The following is a 17712-nucleotide window of genomic DNA, read 5'->3' as shown; positions in this document are numbered from 1 at the left end:
GAAGTCGCTACTTCGGATACAACGGCGGCAATCCACTGTCGCCCACCGGGTCATGAACCCGTTCGGCAATCGGGATCGCACGGGTGGCCCGCCACAGATCTTCACCCTGCCAATGCTGGCCGGTTTCGCTGTACAGCGCGCCGTTCAAACCGTCCAGCGCATCGGACAGCGGCACGAAGCGCGCCGCCATGTCTGCCAGGGTTTCCGGTTGCTGCCGGGCCCAGGCATCGAGGGCCTGGCGGGTGGCGTGGGGGTCGTTGGCCTGGCAGGCGCGCTTGAGGTCGTCAAGCACGGTCCGTGGGCTCGGGCCGGTTTGCGCTGCGCGCAGGATTGCCGGTTGCCAGCGGGCGCGCCACCAGAGGCCGAAGCCCAGCAGGGTGGTGCAGGCGAGGATCGCAGTGCTGAGTTTCCACCACCAGAGCGCTTCATTGTCGGCGACGGAAATGACCGTCGGCGTGGCGGCGGGAGCATCCACCACCCATCCCGGATTGTTCGCCACTTGCAGCGTCTGGGCCGGCAGGCTGGTGTGCTCCAGATGATCCTCGAAGGTGTTCCACCAGACTACGTCCACCGCCGGTAACTCGACTTCACCGTTGCGTACGGGTACCAGCGCTTCACGGTCCTCGCGACTGCCAATCAGGCCGCGCTCGCTGTTCTGGTTGACCAGCACCGGTTGATCCGGATATCGCCGCAAGCCGTTGACGTCGGTTGCCGGCAGCGGCGGCAGCTGGGAACTGGCCAGGCCTTCGGCCTTCAACGTCAGGCTTCGGGTTAGCGAATCGCCCACCTGTGCATGGTCTGGCTCCGGATTCCAGCTTTCGCTCAGGCTCAGGCTCCGGGCCGGCAGCCAAGGCGCATCGGCCGGGTACGTGACGGGTTTAGCCTTGACGGTCAGCGGCAGTTCGACCGAGCTGACACGCATCAGTTTGCCGGTTTTCGGCGCTTGGGGATCGACATCCTGCGCCGGCTGCGCGTCCACCAGCGTTGCGCTGAAAATCTGTGCCGGAATGATCAACTGGCCGCTGTGCTGCGGGTAAATCGCATAGCGCAGTTCAATAACGCCGTGGCGCAGGCCGTTGATGTCTTTTTCGTAAGTCCGCGAATCGCCCAATTGCTCAATGCGCGCATCGGGAATTTGCAACGGCGTCAGGCTGCTGTCGTCATACAGCGAAACGGAATGGTAGATGCGCAGGGTCAAGAGTGCCTGCGCCTGCACGTACACGGAGGTCTGATCGAGGCTGGCTTCGATGAACACCGGCGCCCGTTTGTTCTTGCTGTCCTGGTTCTCGCTTTCGACCACTTGCAAGGTGATCGGCTGGGTTTGCACGTCGCCCAGTTGCAATGCGGGAATCACCACGCTGCCATTCTGGCGGGGCAGCAGGGTGATGATCCAGCGGGTGGTGGCACGGTTGTCGCCGTTAATCGTCGTCAACTGGTTGACCTGGCGGGTACCGCGCACCTCGAACAGCGGTTCCAGTGCCGTCAGGTCGGGTTTGCCGAACTGCGTCACATCGTTGGATTCGAGGGTCAGTTCGACCGTTTCGCCAGAGTTCAGGCGGCTGCGATCGACACTGGCGACCAGCTCCCCGGCCTGGGCCTGCACAGTCCATAGCATCGTTGCAAACAAGAAAGCGGTGAAGCGGGTCATCGGGTTTTTTCCTGATCCTGATGTTGTTGCTGTTCGTACCAGAATTTACGTCTGAGCAGTTCGCTCGGGTCATCCGGAATTTTGCGCAACCACTGCTCCAACGCCTGGCGCTGCTCGCCATCGATGGCATCGCTGGCCGGGCGCAGGGGCGGGGTGGTGCTTTGTTCGTCGCCCAATTCGCTGCCGGGCACCTCATTGGTGCCGGGGCGCGGCGGCGTTGTGTCCGACGGTTCCTCGTCGGGTGAATTCGCCTGGGCGTCGGTCTTGGGGTCGCCCTCATTTGACGGCTGGCTGGTCGCACCGGCCGGCGTTTCTGGCGGTGCCTCTGTCTCGTCGTTTGCAGACTTTTCCGGTTCCGCGGGCTTTGGCGCGTTTTTCTGCTTGAGCAGACTTTCCACCAAGGCCTTGTTGGTCAGCGCCGGGCGCAGGTCAGGTTGACGTTCCAGTGCTTGCTCGTAAGCATCCAGCGCCGCCTCCAACTCGCCACTCTTGGCGAGAGCGTTGCCTCGATTGTAGTGGGCGTGGGCGTCGTCGCCTTCAGCAAACCGCTGGGCGGCGCCACTGTAGTCGCCAGCTTCATAGCGCGCGACACCTTGCCATTGCCGATCCTCAAAATGTTGCGCGGCTTCAGCAGGACGCTTCTGTTTAAGCAGGTGCAAACCTTGCTGATCAGGACGCAACCACAAGTCGTTGAAGTCGAAGGCATAGCTCGGTTGTGGCAGCAAAAACAACAACGGCAGGCAAAATAACCAACCACGCCGGCCGGCACAGGCTGCCAGCAATAACAGCGGCAACAACAGCCAATAACCCTGATCGGCCCAGGTATCGAGGCGCAGGGTCTGGCCGTCATTGCGCAAATGCCGTGGGCCGTCGAGCAGCCCGAGGCCACGCAAGTCGGCGTCGTCCAGGCGCGCATGGCGGTAACGGCCGTCGAGACTGTTGACGAAGGCTTTCAGGCCGGGGTCGTCCAGACGCGACACCAGAATCGCGCCCTGGTCGTCCTTGAGAAAACTGCCGTCTTCCTGGGTGATCGGCGCACCTTCAGCGGTGCCGACACCAAGCATCAGCAGTTGCGTCGATTTGCCGTCCAGCGCCTGCTGAATCCCTTCGCGCTCCAGATCGGTCAGGGACGAACCGATCAGCAGGATGCGGCCGTCACCCAAGGCGCCCTGATTCAACAGCGCGAGGGCCTTGGTCACCGCGAGATCGGCGCGATGGCCGGCCTGGGGCATGATCGACGGCTTAAGCGCATCGAGCAGATTGCGACTGGTGGCGAGGTCATCCGACAAAGGCACCAGCGTGTGGGCACTGCCCGAGTAGACGACGATGGCAGTTTGCGCGTCGCTGCGAATCTGCAGCAGGTCAAACACCTTGCGCCGCGTCTGTTCCAGTCGGTTGGGTGTGACGTCGGTGGCGAGCATTTCCGGGGTCAGTTCCAGAATCACCACCAGCGGGTCGGCCGGCTTCTGGCCGTTTTGTTCGACTCGCTCCCAACTCGGCCCGAGCAGCGCAAAAATGGTCAGCACCCACGCGACACCGAGGGCGACCCACGGCAATTTGCTGTCACGCCCGTTGCCGCCGCTGAGCAGCGCAGCATGGAAGGCCGGCGGCAGAATCATCTGCCAGCGCCCGGCGCGCTTCTGTCGGTGCCAGAGCTGCCAGAGCAACCAGCCCAGCAGCGGCAACAGCAGCAGCCACCAAGGGCGGAACCAGTACGGCCAAAGCGCACTCATCGACGCCTCCGCAGGCGCAGGCGTTTGAGCCGCTGGCGCCAGTCAGGCAGTGGCGTTTGCAAGAACAGATCCTTGGTAAACAGGCGTTGCAACGGATTGTCCGGCCAGCGCTCTCTGACCACCAACAGCAGGCTCAACAGCAGCGCCATCGCCAGCGGCCAGTGATACAACGCCTGTGCCGGGCGGGCCTGAGTCGGTTGTTGCGTCACCGGCTCCAGTTGGTCGAGGGTCTCCTTGATGGTTTGCAGTTCCTTGCCGTCGCGGGCACGGAAATACTGGCCTCCGGTGGCCGCGGCGATAGCCTTCAGCGCAGGCTCGTCGAGATCGAGGCTCGGGTTGATGCCGAGAAATCCTGCGGTGCCGCTTTGCTCCGGGTCGGCGCCGATGCCGATCGGGTAGATTTTCACGCCTTCACGGGACGCCAGGCGCGCCGCGGTCAACGGATCGATTTCGCCGCCGTTGTTGGCGCCGTCGGTCACCAGAATCAGCACCCGGCTCTGCGCCGGACGCAGGCGCAGGCGTTTGAGCGCGAGACCGATGGCGTCGCCGATGGCGGTATTTTTGCCAGCGATGCCGATGCGCGCTTCGTCGAGCCAGACCCGCACGGTGTGCCGGTCAAATGTCAGGGGGGCTTGCAGATAAGCCCGGCTGCCAAACAGGATAAGGCCGACGCGGTCGCCTTCGCGATGCTCGAGAAAATCACCGAGCAAATGCTGCACCAGCGACAGGCGGCTGACTTCATCGTCCTGCCACTGCATGTCGGGAAAATCCATCGAACCGGAAACGTCCACCGCCACCAGCAGATCACGACCGCTCGCGGCAATTGGCAACGGTTCACCCAACCACTGCGGGCGCGCCGCGGCGATCAGTAAAAACAGCCACAGCAGCATGAACGGCGCTTGCTGGCGCCACGCCGGCAGATTGGCTCGGGCACGCCGTCGGGCCAGGCCTTCGAGGTCGCTGAGGAAGCTGACTTTGAGCGCCGGTTCGCCGCTGTCGGCTACTGGCAACACGATGCGCATCAGCCAAGGCAGCGGCAACAGGGCGAAGATCCACGGCCAGGCGAACTCAAACATGTTTGCGAATCCACGTGTCGACGGCTTGTGTCAGGCCGGCGATGGCCTTGTCGTCGAGTTTGCATTCGGGTTTGTAGGCGCCTTCCACCAGGACCATCCAGCGCGTCAGGCCGGCGGCGGGGCAGCGGTTATCGAGGAACGCCAGCCATTTGCGCCCGTTGAGGGTGTGGCTCTGGCTGTAAGGGTAATGGTTGCGGCACAGGCGTTTGAGCAAGCCGTTGAGTTGCTGCAGCCAGGCACCGGCCGGCGCGCCGTCGTAGGGTTTGGGCATCCGGGCCAGTTCCGCCAATGCGGCGACGCGCACCGGGTCCAGCGGCTGTTCGGCGCGAACGACGGGGCGTTTGTTCGGCAGGAAACGCCGCGCCTTCCACAAGCCGAAGCCGATCAGCGCAAGCAACAATAGCAGCAGCCACCAGCCCGGCGCCGGCGGCCAGAAAGCGATGGGTGGCGGGGAAATCAGCGGTTGCAGTTGATCAAGGCTGCTCATCGACCTTTCCCCGGTTTTTGCGGGTTCAGGTACTCGCGCAGTTGCTCGACCATTTCGCTCTGGGTACTCAGAGGCATCAGCAATACGCGCAGCTTCTGCGCGAGCAATTCCCAGCGGGCGATGCGCGCTTCGGCCTGGGCGCGATAGGTCTGGCGCAGGTCGAAATTCAGCGTGTCGAGTTCCAGTTGCGCACCGCGTTCGGCGAAACGCAGAAGGCCCGCGGCAGGCAGGGCGTGATCCAGTGGATCGGACAGCGGCAGCAATAACAGGTCGCAATGCCGCGACAGCAGGCTCAATTGTTGCTCGGAACCTTCGGTCAGCGCGCGTTCGTCGCAGATCACGATCACCAGGCTGCCGGGGCGCAACACTTCACGTGCACGGCGCAGGGCGAGGTTGAGGGCGTCGCGGTTCTGTTCGTTTTCGGTGTGCAGGGATTGATTGACCCGCACCAACCGGTTGAGCAACTGCAGCAAGCTTTGTTTACTGCGACGCGGCTTGATTTCGTAGTGCTCGTTATCGCCGAACACCAGTCCGCCAACCCGGTCGTTATGGCCCAGTGCTGCCCAACCAATCAGGCTCGCGGCCTGGGCGGCAAGCACCGACTTGAACATCAAACCGGAACCGAAGAACAGCCGGCGACTTTGCTCGACCATGATGAAAATCGGTCGCTCGCGCTCTTCATGGAACAGCTTGGTGTGTGGCTCCTGAGTGCGAGCGGTGACGCGCCAGTCAATGGTGCGCACGTCGTCGCCGGCCTGGTAAACCCGCACCTGATCGAAATCCACGCCACGGCCGCGCAGCTTGGAGTGGTGCAGGCCAATCAGCGGGCTGCGCTGGCTCGGCGTGGAGAACAGCTGCACTTCGCGCACGCGATGGCGCATCTCGATCAGCTCGGCGAGGCTGACGCGGATGCCCGGTTCGGGCGGCAGAATGGCGTTCATCGGGGTCAAGCGACGGCTACGACGTCGAGAATCCGCTGGACCACCCGGTCCTGATCGATGCCCGCGGCTTCGGCTTCAAAGGACAGAATGATGCGGTGGCGCAACACGTCGAACAGCACGGCCTGGATGTCTTCCGGGCTGACGAAGTCGCGGCCGGCAAGCCAGGCATGGGCCCGGGCGCAACGGTCGAGGGCAATCGAACCACGCGGGCTGGCGCCATAGGCGATCCATTCGGCCATTTCCGGATCGAATTTGCCTGGGGTGCGCGTGGCCATGACCAGTTGCACCAGGTATTCCTCTACGGCGTCGGCCATGTACAAACCGAGAATTTCCTTGCGCGCGGCAAAGATCGCCTGCTGGCTGACCCGGCGGTCCGGTTTGGTTTCGCCGTTCAAGGCTTCGCCACGGGCCTGTTGCAGGATGCGGCGTTCGACGGCAGCGTCCGGGAAACCGATTTTCACGTGCATCAGGAAACGGTCGAGCTGGGCTTCGGGCAGCGGATAAGTGCCTTCCTGCTCGATCGGGTTCTGCGTGGCCATCACCAAAAACAGCGGCGACAACTCATACGTGCTGCGCCCGACACTGACCTGGCGCTCGGCCATGGCTTCGAGCAGGGCCGATTGCACCTTGGCCGGGGCGCGGTTGATTTCGTCTGCCAGCACCAGGTTATGAAAGATTGGACCTTGCTGGAACACGAAGCTGCCCGTTTCCGGGCGATAGATCTCCGTGCCAGTAATGTCGGCGGGCAACAGGTCGGGGGTGAACTGGATGCGGTGGAACTGGGCTTCGATGCCTTCGGCGAGTTCTTTGATGGCCTTGGTCTTGGCCAGCCCAGGGGCACCCTCGACCAGCATGTGGCCGTCGGCAAGCAGGGCGATGAGCAAGCGCTCGATGAGTTTTTCCTGGCCGAGAATCTGCGTTGAAAGAAAGGTTCGCAGCGCGAGCAGCGCTTCACGATGTTCCATCGATGACTGTTCCTGGAAAGGGTGACCGAAGACGTTCGAATAACGCCAGGGCTGGGGGCGTTACTTTAATGCATCGCGGGGGGCGGCGACTAACGGCATTTTGTGCAAAGTGTGGTGATTTGAATCCTGCATCTCCTTTGCACAGGGAAATGCCAGCACCCTGAGGCTATTGCCCCGTTTCCTGAAGGTCGCTCAATAGGTGTTTGATGGCAGGTTTGTCGATCAATTGAGACCATGGTCCATCTTCGATAATTCCACCGTCCTGCATGACGACGACGCGATCAAAACGGTGTAAATGGCGAACGTCATGGGTGACACATATCAGTCCACTCTTGCCGAACGAGTCGAATAGCAAATCCCAAACCGGTCCGGCCAGCTTCGGTTCGATCGACGCGCTTGGCTCGTCGAACAAATTGAACTGCCCCGGCTTGTTGATCAGGCGCAGCAGTGACAGGCGTTTGGCTTCGCCACCGGAAATATTGGATGCGTGTTCACTGATATCTCGCTGGGAGACAATTTCCTCAAGTTGTAACTGTCGTATCGCCTCATTCAAAAATGGCGATGCTTCACTTCCAAACAGGACCGATTGTTCAAACGCCCCTTCCAGAAACCGGGGCTGCTGAGGGCAATACCTCAAGGCGCTCAAGTGGGTGTGAGAATTGAGTAGGGAAACGGGTGTTTCGTCGATGCTCAAATGGTTTCGCGTCGCCTGATCGAGGCCTGCGAGAGCTTCAAGCAGGCTGGATTTACCTGCGCCACTCGGGCCGATAATCGCCACTGATTGACTTTGAGTGAATGTCAGGCGCTTGGTGATCGACAACCGAACTTCTCCACTGTCTGTCAGTACGCAGGGGGCAAGTGCCAGTGTCGTCGCACCCCGGAAAATGACTTGTGCCTGCCGACCGCAGTGGTCGAAGTTCGGTAACGTCAATAGCCTCTGAAATCGATCCTGGTCTGCAAGAAACTGATCCAGAACACGGTAGCCCTCCGTCAACGCGGCAATGTTAAGCAGATAACTGCCTGCAATGGAAAAAATGGCAACCAATTGGCCAACGCTGATGCTGGGCTGAGTCGAAAGTTGATCAACAACTCCCCATGCCAGTAGTCCGCCTGTGGAGAGGCTCATAAACAGAATTTTGGCACCGCTCAGGAGGCCGCCGGAGCTGGCCGCCGTCACAGCGGCAAATGCGTAGTTCCTGAACGCCAGATTTAACGGTTGGACTGCGCTAGGTGTGGCATTTTCCAGTTTTATGGCTTTGCCCGCATTGAGGGTGTTGAACAGAAGGGCGCTCAGGTCATCTTCCTGTTCGTTGACTGCGTCGATGTGTTTCCTGCGCCACTTGATTACTTTGTGACTGGCAACGAGGTAAATGATGCCCAATCCGGTTATTCCGAGGAACACGTCGCCCCCTCCCAAATACAGGAAGGCGCCGCCAACGATCAAGAATTCCAGACCCATTGAAAAACCGACTGTGACGAAGAATGTCAGTAGCTGTTCATGAGCTGTAATTCCACGCTCGACTGATTTTATGAAGTGACCGATTCGCCATGAGCTGAATTGGGAGAACTCTTTACCCATCAGAGTTGAAAGCCAGTCGATAGACGCGGTCATTACAATGTTTTGCACAAGCTTTGACAGGAAGAACGTCTGTAACGGGGTGATAACCGCATGAATGCAACCCGCAAGCATTAGCGCTGCAATCAAAGCGAACAACATGTTTTGCGCGGCAGGGATGTCACTATTTAAGGAGTCTACTATCTTGCCCAGTAATAGTGGCGGGGCCAGCAGCAGGGCTTTTATGATTATGATCGTTGCGATGGTCGACAGTAGGAGTATTGCGTGTTTTTGAAAAGCAGTCTTTATCAGTGTGAGAATCGCATTCATTTGTCCGCCCGCTATTTGTTAGAACGTTATGCTGCGGAATCATGACTCGGCGCGCAGTATATGTTGCGGCGCTACGAGTCTTCCATTTCTGATTATATTGAACCGTTCAAGCCCTGGGATATAGGATTGCGTGACAATGCTGTTTTCTGAATGGTGCTGTATGGTCCGATGGAATAATTTGAAGCCGGATTGTGTCAAATTTTTTTGTAGCGTTTTCAGTTGTTCCGGAACGGTTTCAGTGGGGATCTGCGCCGGGGCTTCAAGCGTGGGGAAAATTTCTGTTCTGATAGGTCTAAAATCAATAAGATTTTTGAGCTTGTCCGAGCAAGATAATAGTACTAATGTTTTTTTGTCCATTAACTCTTCGGTCGCGTCATATAGCTCACTCGACTGAAGTTGTTCGGTCACAGCACGCTGAATGGCTGTGCAGATATCCAGGGAGCTGCCCGAACCTATCTGTGACAAATGACTACCTCCCGGTCCGTTTTTCGGAAATGCAACAGAGAAGTACACGGACAGCACATCTTTTATGACCACAATTTGCAATTTGGCTGCGTTTGCAAGTGCATAGGCATCATTTTGAAGGGCCTTGTTCAGCAGAGCACTCGATGGCGCGTACAGCTTGATTTTCGGTCCGATTCCGCAGACCGACATATAAAACAAAGACAAAATGTGCCTTTCGATGATCTCGTGGGTTCCGTGCAGTAAAGCTTCGGCTTCGGTACAACCGTAGGCCGTGCCGGAGTTGGATGAATATCGAGCCAAAAATTGTATGGAAATGCTTTGATCGCCGTGCCTGTTTTTTTCAGTAGCAGGGCAGAGGAGTATGCATGGGATCAGGAGGCTTTCTTCTTTGCACAGAGTAGTAAGTTCGAAACATTCCAGTAGTTCTTCAGCGCCCGGCAGGCAGTTGATGATTCCGTCCCTCTCGACGGCTTTCTGCGCAGTAATGGCATCGCCTCGATGCAATGATGCGTCGTTTGCACTGGAGTTAAAAATACTATAGTGCTCAATACTTTCTGCTAGCGCGCCTATCAACGAGTTTGGCCCTTTTCCAGCGCCAGACTCAACTAGATTATTATTTTTGTCGAATAATTCGGCAGTCGCCACCAGTTTGGAAGGGCCTGCATATCGTGCCACTGCCGCAAACCCCAGTGTATGGATCGTGGACATAATATTGAATAGTGCGTCGGTAGGCGTTAATTCGCGCTCGGACATGGCAGGTCTCCTGATTAATTGAATGCCGAAAGGGGAAGCCTTTCGGCATTTTTTACCAGAGCTTAATTGCTCTCTGATTTCAGTTGGTCAGAGACGCGAAAAAGCCAGCCTCAGATACCAATAGTCCTTTGGAAAAGCCCAATACCTGCGGCAGGTCGTCGAACGTGTTTATTTCAGAGCGTTTTTTACCCATGTCAATTAACTCCTTGCTAACAGTTGATTGGAGCCGCAAAGCGATCACCAAACTTGCGTGGTTTGTCGCAAGTGATTAATTAATAGCAGCTGGCTTAGGGGCAGGATAGAGGGTGATTTCCGGTGTTGACGTGGCTCTGTTCTCATTGCTCGGTAAGGCAAATACGTAGGAATAGTCGTTTTTGTTTAAGCGCGCTTTTTAGATTGTCTGTTTCAATGGTTTTAGGCGTTTAAGTTTTTTTATACAGGAGGGTGCGGGTTAGCCCAGCCAACTTTTGCAAGAACATGACGTTCGCAGCTTTACAACTTTCGATACCTGTTTTTAGGGTGACCTACGGAAGATGTGCGAATAATCCCAAGGCTGAGGGCGCAGATTCATGCATCGCGGTGGGGGGCGGCGACTAACGGCATTTTGTGCAAAGTGCGGGGAAATGATTGAGGAATTTGTTGGATTTTGCAGGGCGACAGTCTTCAGGTGACTGTCAGGGGCCTCATCGCTGGCAAGCCAGCTCCCACAGGTATTGGCGGTGTGCATGCGATCTGTGCAACACATCGGTCACTGTGGGAGCTGGCTTGCCAGCGATAGGGCCGGTTCAGGCAACCTCAAATCTGGCTAATGAAGGTGCCAGTCCCCTTGAGAATGTTTTGCAATGTTTCTTCAACCTCCGCCAGATCACGCGCATCCGTGCTGTGAATGATCTCCAGCGAATCATCCCCGTTCAACGCATCCGCATCCCCCGCCGCAATCTCGATCAGCAAACGGGTTGGGCTGAGCGTCACTTTCACGCCGTCCAGGGTCGAAGGCTCACCGTCGAGGGTGATCTCCAGCTCGTCCTCGTCGGGGTAGCGGCTCATCAGGAACATTTCGCCCTGATCGCTGTGGCAGGCGAGCATGGCCATGTTGTCTTCTTCCTCATCACACGGGTTGACGATCAAGAGGGCGGTGGTCATTTGCATGGGGAATTCCTGGCTCGACGAGCGTTGTGAACACGACAAAAGGCAATTCTGCCAGCCCTCGGGAATTTCTGCTCGGCTGAGTGTCAGAGAATGTGTCGTGAACAATGGGGATGTTCCTGGTCATTTCTGACACGAAAGTGCAGCAAATCCGGGCATAAAATGCCCAATTTCCTACACGGCTGCTAGTGTTGTCCGATGCACAAGGCGCAAGCTGCGTACCGTTGACCGAATATGTCGCAGCACCGCAAGCACGGGCGTTGCCGCACTGGTTAAGCTGCGCATCGAATGGATACCTGTAAAGACATTGTGCAGTTGATCGTAGAGCTCATCGCCCAGTCGTTTTTGCAGATGCCCATTCATGGAAGGTGAATGTGACCTGAGTGTCTCGTCCAGCTTCACCCACCTGTCACCCTGTTTCCTCTGCCCGAGAATCAGGAACAGGATGACGGATCGCCCCGAAAGGGGTTTTGCACGCGACGCTTCCATCAATAACAAGCCCAAGCGGAGTACCACAGATGGCGTTCTTCACCGCAGCCAGCAAAGCCGACTTCCAGCACCAACTGCAAGCGGCACTGGCCCAGCACATCAGTGAACAGGCACTGCCACAAGTGGCGCTGTTCGCTGAACAATTCTTCGGCATCATTTCCCTTGACGAGCTGACCCAGCGTCGGCTGTCCGACCTCGCCGGCTGCACCCTTTCTGCGTGGCGCCTGCTTGAGCGCTTCGATCACGCGCAACCACAGGTTCGCGTCTACAACCCTGATTACGAACGCCACGGCTGGCAGTCGACCCACACCGCGGTCGAAGTGCTGCACCACGATCTGCCATTCCTGGTGGATTCGGTGCGTACCGAGCTGAACCGTCGCGGCTACAGCATTCATACCCTGCAAACCACCGTGCTGAGCGTGCGTCGCGGCAGCAAGGGCGAATTGCTGGAAATCCTGCCGAAAGGCACCCAGGGCGAAGGGATCCTGCAAGAATCCCTGATGTACCTGGAAATCGACCGCTGCGCCAACGCGGCCGAACTGAACGTGCTGAGCAAAGAGCTGGAGCAGGTTCTCGGTGAAGTCCGTGTTGCGGTCGCCGATTTCGAACCGATGAAAGCCAAGGTCCAGGAAATTCTGACCGGCCTCGACAACAGCCAGTTCGCTGTCGACGGCGAAGAAAAAGCTGAAATCAAAAGCTTCCTGGAATGGCTGGTGGGCAACCACTTCACCTTCCTCGGCTATGAAGAATTTGTCGTTCAGGACGAAGTCGACGGCGGCCACATCGTCTACGATCAGGATTCCTTCCTCGGCCTGACCAAACTGCTGCGCACCGGCCTGAGCTACGATGAACTGCGCATCGAAGATTACGCCGTGAACTACCTGCGCGAACCGACCCTGTTGTCGTTCGCCAAGGCTGCGCACCCAAGCCGTGTGCACCGTCCGGCTTACCCGGATTATGTGTCGATCCGCGAAATCGACGCCGACGGCAAGGTCATCAAGGAATGCCGTTTCATGGGCCTGTACACCTCGTCGGTGTATGGCGAGAGCGTGCGGGTCATTCCGTATATCCGCCGCAAGGTCGAGGAAATCGAACGCCGTTCCGGGTTCCAGGCCAAGGCTCACTTGGGCAAGGAACTGGCGCAGGTGGTCGAAGTGCTGCCGCGTGACGATCTGTTCCAGACGCCGGTGGACGAGCTGTTCAGCACCGTGATGTCGATCGTGCAGATCCAGGAACGCAACAAGATCCGCGTGTTCCTGCGCAAAGACCCGTACGGTCGCTTCTGCTACTGCCTGGCCTACGTGCCGCGTGACATCTACTCCACCGAAGTGCGCCAGAAGATCCAGCAAGTGCTGATGGATCGCCTGAAAGCCTCGGACTGCGAGTTCTGGACCTTCTTCTCCGAGTCCGTGCTGGCCCGCGTGCAACTGATCCTGCGTGTCGATCCGAAAAACCGTCTGGACATCGATCCGCTGCAACTGGAAAACGAAGTGATCCAGGCCTGCCGCAGCTGGCAGGACGACTACGCGAGCCTGGTCGTGGAAAGCTTCGGCGAAGCCCACGGCACCAACGTGCTGGCTGATTTTCCGAAAGGCTTCCCGGCAGGTTATCGCGAACGTTTCGCCGCGCATTCTGCTGTGGTCGACATGCAGCACCTGCTGAGCCTGAAAGAAGCCAACCCGCTGGTGATGAGTTTTTATCAGCCAATGGGTCAGGCCTCCGGTCAGCGCGAACTGCACTGCAAGCTGTATCACGCCGATACGCCGCTGGCCCTGTCGGACGTGTTGCCGATCCTGGAAAACCTCGGTCTGCGCGTGCTGGGTGAATTCCCTTATCGTCTGCGCCACACCAATGGCCGCGAGTTCTGGATTCACGATTTCGCGTTCACGGCTGCCGAAGGCCTGGAACTCGACATTCAGCAACTCAACGACACCTTGCAGGACGCGTTCGTCCACATCGTGCGTGGCGATGCCGAGAACGATGCGTTCAACCGTCTGGTATTGACCGCCGGATTGCCGTGGCGCGACGTGGCGCTACTGCGTGCCTACGCTCGCTACATGAAGCAGATTCGTCTGGGCTTCGACCTCGGTTACATCGCCAGCACCCTGAACAACCACACCGACATCGCTCGCGAACTGACCCGGTTGTTCAAGACCCGTTTCTACCTGGCGCGCAAACTGACCAGCGATGACCTGGAAGACAAGCAGCAACGTTTGGAGCAAGCCATCGTCAGCGCCCTGGACGACGTCCAGGTGTTGAACGAAGACCGCATCCTGCGTCGCTACCTCGACCTGATCAAGGCGACCCTGCGCACCAACTTCTACCAGACTGATGCCAACGGTCAGAACAAGTCCTACTTCAGCTTCAAGTTCAACCCGCACCAGATTCCAGAGCTGCCGAAGCCAGTACCGAAGTTCGAAATCTTCGTTTACTCGCCACGCGTCGAAGGCGTGCACCTGCGCTTCGGCAACGTCGCTCGCGGTGGTCTGCGCTGGTCTGACCGTGAAGAAGACTACCGCACCGAAGTGCTGGGCCTGGTGAAAGCCCAGCAAGTGAAGAACTCGGTCATCGTTCCCGTTGGTGCGAAAGGCGGCTTCCTGCCGCGTCGCTTGCCACTGGGCGGCAACCGTGACGAAGTCGCGGCCGAGGGCATCGCCTGCTACCGCATCTTCATTTCGGGCCTGTTGGACATCACCGACAACCTGAAGGACGGCGCGCTGGTTCCGCCATTGAATGTGGTTCGCCACGACGATGACGATCCGTACCTGGTGGTCGCGGCGGACAAGGGCACTGCAACCTTCTCCGACATCGCCAACGGGATCGCCATCGACTACGGCTTCTGGCTGGGCGACGCATTCGCCTCCGGCGGTTCCGCCGGTTACGACCACAAGAAAATGGGCATTACCGCGAAAGGCGCGTGGGTGGGCGTACAACGTCACTTCCGCGAGCGCGGCATCAATGTCCAGAAAGACAGCATCACTGTGGTCGGTGTCGGCGACATGGCCGGTGACGTATTCGGTAACGGCTTGTTGATGTCGGAGACCCTGCAACTGGTCGCCGCCTTCAACCACCTGCACATCTTCATCGACCCGAACCCTGAAACGGCGAACAGCTTCGCCGAGCGTCAGCGCCTGTTCGACCTGCCGCGCTCGGCGTGGTCGGATTACGACACCAGCATCATGTCCGAGGGCGGCGGGATCTTCTCGCGCAGCGCGAAGAGCATTGCGATTTCCCCGCAGATGAAAGAGCGTTTCGACATTCAGGCTGACAAGCTGACCCCGACCGAACTGCTGAACGCCTTGCTCAAGGCGCCGGTAGACCTGTTGTGGAACGGCGGCATCGGCACCTACGTCAAAGCCAGCAGCGAAAGCCACGCCGATGTCGGTGACAAGGCTAACGATGCACTGCGCGTGAACGGCAACGAACTGCGCTGCAAAGTCGTGGGCGAGGGCGGTAACCTCGGCATGACCCAGCTGGGTCGAGTCGAGTTCGGTCTGAATGGCGGCGGTTCCAACACCGACTTCATCGACAACGCCGGTGGCGTGGACTGCTCCGACCACGAAGTAAACATCAAGATCCTGCTGAACGAAGTGGTTCAGGCCGGGGACATGACCGACAAGCAACGTAACCTGTTGCTGGCGAGCATGACCGACGAAGTCGGCAACCTGGTGCTGGGCAACAACTACAAGCAGACTCAGGCATTGTCCCTGGCGGCTCGTCGCGCTTTCGTGCGAATCGCTGAATACAAGCGTCTGATGAACGATCTGGAAGGCCGCGGCAAGCTGGATCGCGCCATCGAGTTCCTGCCGGCCGAAGAGGCGATCAACGAGCGTCTCGCGGAAGGCCATGGCCTGACCCGCGCCGAACTCTCGGTGTTGATCTCCTACAGCAAGATCGACCTCAAGGAAGCGCTGCTCAACTCCCTGGTGCCGGACGACGACTACCTGACACGCGACATGGAAACCGCTTTCCCACCGAGCCTGGTGAGCAAGTTCTCCGAAGCCATGCGCCGTCACCGTCTGAAGCGCGAGATCGTCAGCACCCAGATCGCCAACGATCTGGTGAACCACATGGGTATCACTTTCGTTCAACGACTCAAAGAGTCGACCGGCATGAGCCCGGCGAACGTGGCCGGTGCCTACGTGATCGTGCGGGACATTTTCCATCTCCCACACTGGTTCCGTCAGATCGAAGCCCTGGATTACCAGGTTTCCGCTGACGTGCAACTGGAACTGATGGACGAGCTGATGCGCCTGGGCCGTCGCGCTACGCGCTGGTTCCTGCGTGCCCGTCGCAACGAGCAGAACGCTGCCCGTGACGTCGCACACTTCGGTCCGCACCTGAAGGATCTGGGTCTCAAGCTCGACGAACTGCTGAGTGGCGAGATCCACGAGAATTGGCAGGCCCGTTATGAGGCGTACGTCGAAGCCGGTGTGCCAGAGTTGCTGGCGCGCATGGTGGCGGGTACTTCGCACCTGTACACGCTGTTGCCGATCATCGAGGCCTCCGACGTGACCGGGCAGAATCCTGCGGACGTGGCCAAGGCTTACTTCGCCGTGGGCAGCGCGCTGGACATCACTTGGTACCTGCAACAGATCAGTGCGCTGCCGGTTGAAAACAACTGGCAAGCCCTGGCCCGTGAAGCGTTCCGCGATGACGTCGACTGGCAGCAACGTGCGATCACCATCTCGGTCCTGCAACAGGGCGACGGCACTCAGGACGTGGAAACACGCCTGGCGCTGTGGATGGAAGAGCATGCCAGCATGATCGGACGCTGGCGTGCCATGCTGGTGGAAATCCGAGCCGCCAGCGGCACGGACTACGCCATGTACGCAGTAGCCAACCGTGAGTTGCTGGACCTGGCGTTGAGTGGTCAGGCGGTTGTGCCTGCTACCAGCGTCAAGGCCAGTGCAGTACTGGAGCCTGCGGCCTGAGCAGTCGCTGAATGAAAAAAGCCCCGCATTGAGAGATGCGGGGTTTTTTTTGCCTGGTTGTCTCGTGGTGTCCGGGCGGGCCTCATCGCGGGCAAGCCAGTGCCTACAAATATAGGTCGTTCGAAGACGATGTGGACGACGCAACACTTGTAGGTGCCGGCTTGCCTGCGATGGGGTCGTCAGACTTACGCCTCTGCCATAAAAAAAGCCCAAATCGACGATTCGGGCTTGTTTATTAATGGCTGTACATTCAGCTATCAGTTCTCCAACGGGATCAGCACTTTCTCGTCAGGGGACAACACCATGAATACCAACAGTTTGGCAGGCTTGGTCGCACTGCCATTTTTCGACACCAGATGTTCCGATCCCGCCGGTTCATACCAATACTCGCCGGCCTTATAGGTTTTCGCCTTTTCGCCTTTGACTTGAGAAATCACCGAACCCGAAATCACATACGCCATTGCCGTACCTTCGTGCTTATGGGCAATGGAGGATTGCCCCGGCTTGTAATCCACCTCAATCATCATCGCTTTCTTGCCGGGCACATTTTTCAACGCCTCGTCCTGCAAGACCGTGACTTTTTCAGAAGGATCGTGGGCGAAGGCCGAGGCAGAAACGGTCAGGGCAAGAACAGCAAGTGGGGCAGCCAGTAAACGCAATGCTTTCATGAATTATCACCTGCGGGGGATTGCGTGGGTAAGTTGTCAGACACAACGTTAGTCCGCCGGTGACGGCAATCAAACAGCCAATTGGCGAGAAGGACAGGTGACCAATTAGAGGCAAAATTTTCGCGTGGCAATGCAACATTTGTAGCAGCCGGCTTGCCGGCGATCGCATCGCCACGGTAGATCGGACAGACCGCGCCGCATGGATCGCCACGCAAGGAGGGCGTTTAACGAATCGGAAAACTGTTGAAATCCACGGCATTCGCCAGTTGATTGTCAATCAGACCGATGAAGCCTTGCACTTCAGGGCAGTTGAAATGCATCTGCATCGCTGCTTCCGATTGCCAGCGGGCGCTGACGTTCCAGCGGTTGCTGTCCTCGGGGCAGCGGTCGACCATATAGGAATCACAACCCGGTTGCTGGCGCAGGGTTTCGACAATTTTTTGCAGTTGCTTGCCCAGTTCCTCCGAGCGGCCGGCAGCGGCCTGTACCTGTACGGTGTTGATCACTTCGTTGGACATTGCT

Annotated in this window: 12 protein-coding genes; 1 reads left to right on the top strand and 11 read right to left on the bottom strand. The window is 58.4% G+C overall.

What is annotated here, in order from left to right; genetic code table 11:
• Positions 1–7: 7 nt before the first annotated feature.
• The 9 genes from ACYZT4_RS07900 to ACYZT4_RS07860 all read right to left on the bottom strand — a co-directional run bounded on the left by ACYZT4_RS07900 (position 8) and on the right by ACYZT4_RS07860 (position 11102).
• A complete protein-coding gene (locus tag ACYZT4_RS07900) occupies positions 8–1648 on the bottom strand; it encodes a BatD family protein (protein WP_461986706.1) in 1641 nt (546 codons plus the stop codon).
• On the bottom strand, positions 1645–3381 hold the full coding sequence (locus ACYZT4_RS07895) for a tetratricopeptide repeat protein (protein ID WP_461986704.1): 1737 nt from the start codon (positions 3379–3381) through the stop codon (positions 1645–1647). Before ACYZT4_RS07895 ends, ACYZT4_RS07900 begins: the two co-directional genes overlap by 4 nt.
• A complete protein-coding gene (locus tag ACYZT4_RS07890; RefSeq protein WP_461986702.1) occupies positions 3378–4457 on the bottom strand; it encodes a vWA domain-containing protein in 1080 nt (359 codons plus the stop codon). Before ACYZT4_RS07890 ends, ACYZT4_RS07895 begins: the two co-directional genes overlap by 4 nt.
• Positions 4450–4944 (bottom strand): DUF4381 domain-containing protein, encoded by a 495-nt coding sequence (locus tag ACYZT4_RS07885; protein ID WP_461986701.1) that lies wholly within the window; start codon positions 4942–4944, stop codon positions 4450–4452. The genes ACYZT4_RS07890 and ACYZT4_RS07885 overlap by 8 nt, the downstream gene beginning before the upstream one ends.
• Positions 4941–5885 (bottom strand): DUF58 domain-containing protein, encoded by a 945-nt coding sequence (locus ACYZT4_RS07880; protein ID WP_461986699.1) that lies wholly within the window; start codon positions 5883–5885, stop codon positions 4941–4943. Before ACYZT4_RS07880 ends, ACYZT4_RS07885 begins: the two co-directional genes overlap by 4 nt.
• Positions 5886–5890: 5 nt before the next feature.
• Entirely contained in the window at positions 5891–6850 is a 960-nt protein-coding gene (locus ACYZT4_RS07875) for an AAA family ATPase (RefSeq protein WP_461986698.1), read from the bottom strand.
• 166 nt (positions 6851–7016) lie between these two features.
• Positions 7017–8735 carry an ATP-binding cassette domain-containing protein gene (locus ACYZT4_RS07870; RefSeq protein ID WP_461986696.1) on the bottom strand — a complete coding sequence of 573 codons (1719 nt, stop codon included), beginning with the start codon at positions 8733–8735 and terminating at the stop codon, positions 7017–7019.
• 39 nt (positions 8736–8774) lie between these two features.
• Positions 8775–9953 carry a YcaO-like family protein gene (locus ACYZT4_RS07865; protein ID WP_461986695.1) on the bottom strand — a complete coding sequence of 393 codons (1179 nt, stop codon included), beginning with the start codon at positions 9951–9953 and terminating at the stop codon, positions 8775–8777.
• Between the two features lie 795 nt (positions 9954–10748).
• Positions 10749–11102, bottom strand: coding sequence for a hypothetical protein (locus ACYZT4_RS07860; RefSeq protein ID WP_461986693.1), 354 nt, complete (start codon positions 11100–11102; stop codon positions 10749–10751).
• Positions 11103–11617: 515 nt separating this feature from the next.
• Here ACYZT4_RS07860 and ACYZT4_RS07855 point away from each other — a divergent pair.
• Positions 11618–16522 carry an NAD-glutamate dehydrogenase gene (locus ACYZT4_RS07855; RefSeq protein WP_461986691.1) on the top strand — a complete coding sequence of 1635 codons (4905 nt, stop codon included), beginning with the start codon at positions 11618–11620 and terminating at the stop codon, positions 16520–16522.
• Between the two features lie 257 nt (positions 16523–16779).
• Here the strand turns inward: ACYZT4_RS07855 and ACYZT4_RS07850 are convergent, their stop codons facing one another.
• Both ACYZT4_RS07850 and ACYZT4_RS07845 read right to left on the bottom strand, forming a co-directional pair.
• On the bottom strand, positions 16780–17190 hold the full coding sequence (locus tag ACYZT4_RS07850; RefSeq protein WP_461986689.1) for a cupin domain-containing protein: 411 nt from the start codon (positions 17188–17190) through the stop codon (positions 16780–16782).
• A gap of 224 nt (positions 17191–17414) precedes the next feature.
• Positions 17415–17708: a putative quinol monooxygenase gene (locus ACYZT4_RS07845; protein ID WP_461986687.1), complete on the bottom strand. Its 294-nt coding sequence runs from the start codon at positions 17706–17708 to the stop codon at positions 17415–17417.
• Between the last annotated feature and the right edge of the window lie 4 nt (positions 17709–17712).

It is taken from the genome of Pseudomonas sp. GB2N2 (assembly GCF_054897705.1).
This window is presented reverse-complemented; position numbering and strand designations above follow the sequence as displayed.